General features: G+C 51.1%; 1 pseudogene. It reads right to left on the bottom strand.

Annotated features, from left to right (window positions below):
• Positions 1-1,890: 1,890 nt before the first annotated feature.
• A pseudogene (locus FU672_RS24705) lies at positions 1,891-2,443 on the bottom strand (transposase domain-containing protein); the annotation flags it as partial.

Raw genomic sequence — 2,443 nt, forward strand, 5'->3', positions numbered from 1 at the left:
CAGCAGTCAGCTAAGAAATAACTCAAAGGCGGCCAGAGTAGTTGACGCGTATCGGCCAAGGTAGTTGACGTCTAATAGACGTTACCGGTTCACATGCTGTTTGGAACCCTTCCCGACGGAACTGTAACAGCAATACTGGTGGCAAGCCCTTTGGTTCCGTCTTTTGACTGGGCCATAACAGATTTAAAAAAAGCTGAAGAAGCCAGTCCCGGTATATTCATTTCTCCCCGAAGAAAGAGAACTCGGCACATCTATTAACGCCCTTATCACAGGGCGCTTTTAATGATGGAAAGGGCAGTTAGTCAGGATACGTTTCACGTAACTTTTTGAGACGGTTCGTGACGGCGAACCCCTGACTGGAGTCACAAAAACGGTATCATTTCCGGCAATGGTTCCCGGAATTTCCTCGTTCCTGCCATGTGAATCCATTATTCTCCGGGTTAAAAAAATCATCTGTTCAGAAATTTCTTCAGCATTCTCAGCACAAGCACTATCAACGTGGTCAGGCAGAATTTAAGAAGAATCACCGTAAAATCATAATCGCTCATGGCCTCTCCACCATAAACGGATAACCGGTGATGTGGCATTAACAGGTTCCTGATCCAGCTGTCAGGGATTAAGGAATAACATGTGATAACCAAAACAATAAATACTGTGATTTTCATTTTGCACCACACTTATCTGATATCAGGGACGTTACTTATGGCATGAATCCGTTTTCTTCAGACCCGATGACATGTTTTCCGTTGAGCAAAGCATCCCGGAGAATCTGCAATATTCAGACAACCGGAGGGGGGCTGCCTGACAGAAAAAACGTCCCGTGCTGAACTGTTTTGCCGCAAAGCGGATAGTGGTAAAAAAATCCCCGGCAACAAACAGAAGCCGGGGAGAAATATGGTCAAATGCTCCTAACATTACAGGTGTGTGCCACTCAATGAATCAGCACTGTTAAACACTAAACTGATTACTTTCAATGCTTATTAAAGCAACACAACAATGAATGTTACCGGGATGTTTCATTCTGGCTGGTGAATACAGCCAGAGTTAAGTTGTCTTCCGGCAGATGATAAAAAAAACCCCGACAATCTGAGGATGGCGGGGCGAAAAACATCACATTATTGTACGGACGTACATGCACGTATACATCGTGTCATATAGGTACTTAACGTAAACCATGGTATGTAAATGGTTGTGCAACGAAGTCAGAGAGGTTGGTTGGCTAAGTGTTAACAAAAAAAATAGTTGGCTAAAAAACAGCCGGCTATTGTTCGCGAGACTATCGACGGGATCCCGTCAATGATGTTAATATCCGGTATCCGTGATGAGTAAACGGCGAATTACAAATATGCTCAGTAGCCACCTCTATAAGTACACTTTTGCTGTAAAAACGTTTTTTTAAAGGATAAATACCCCTTCCCCTGTCTGTATTTCAGATCTGATCCGGACAAAGTTTTTTTGCCGGACACTCCTGACAGGGATTTAATCCGTTCAGGCATACCGGCACCCGGTAAAAAACGAATGAAGCTCCGGGCTCGCGGCCGGCAACGCATTTCGCCTTCCCGGGCGGCCTTTCACCCCGCTGCCGTATCCCGATAGTCGCGCTGAACGCAGGTAATCCCGTGATGCATGGCAGGTCCGCGCCTGCAGCCTGGCTTTACGTCACGGGGACTACGCATACAACCTTGCCTTCCGGCGGGAGGGCAGGGTATCAGGGGGACGCAGTGGCAGGCCGGGTCGCAAACAAACTTTCTTACATTTTAAACACGCTGTGCTCCGGATGCCTCTCCCCGGGGATGTCCGGGTAAAATAACGCAGTCCGGCCCCGGCGGGGCGCTGACATCCCCTCCGTCGCCCTGAGGGGGACGGAAGCCGTTTTCACGGGTTTCCCCCCGGCGTGTGCTCCGCGAACTTCGCCGTGACGATGCGTGTCAGCAGGCCGGAACCTGCATAGCTGCGCTCTATGGGTTTTGACGGCATGGGGGCCTGAACGATGTGGTCACAGCTGCAGCAGGTCAGTTTTGGCCGCTGTGTTTTGATAACCTTAAAGGCGCTGCTGATAAGCTCCAGCTGCTCCGACACGTCGCACCCCAGCGCGCTTAGCTCGCCGCCGCATGCCGGACAGGTCGTTTCAGCCGGCGACAGCGTGCGGGTTTCGCGGGGAAGCGAGGCTGGCAACGGTTTGCGGGAGGAAGACTGGCGCAACGGCTGCGGGAGAACCGGGTCATGCTGTTCACCCAGCACCTTCGCTGCAGGGCGCTGATGCGCTCCTCCGCCTCGCGTACCTGGCGCTGTGTTTACTCACGCAGCTTTTCGGAGCTCTTGCCGAACTGCATACGCTGAAGCTTAGCGACAGGCGCCTTCAGCCAGTTGATTTCGCTGGCGTACGACGCCACCCGCTGTGAGAGCAGGCGGTTATACTCCGCCATTTTGCGGATGGTGGTCT

Source organism: Enterobacter asburiae, from assembly GCF_008080435.1.
In the GTDB taxonomy this organism is placed as follows: domain Bacteria; phylum Pseudomonadota; class Gammaproteobacteria; order Enterobacterales; family Enterobacteriaceae; genus Enterobacter; species Enterobacter asburiae_C.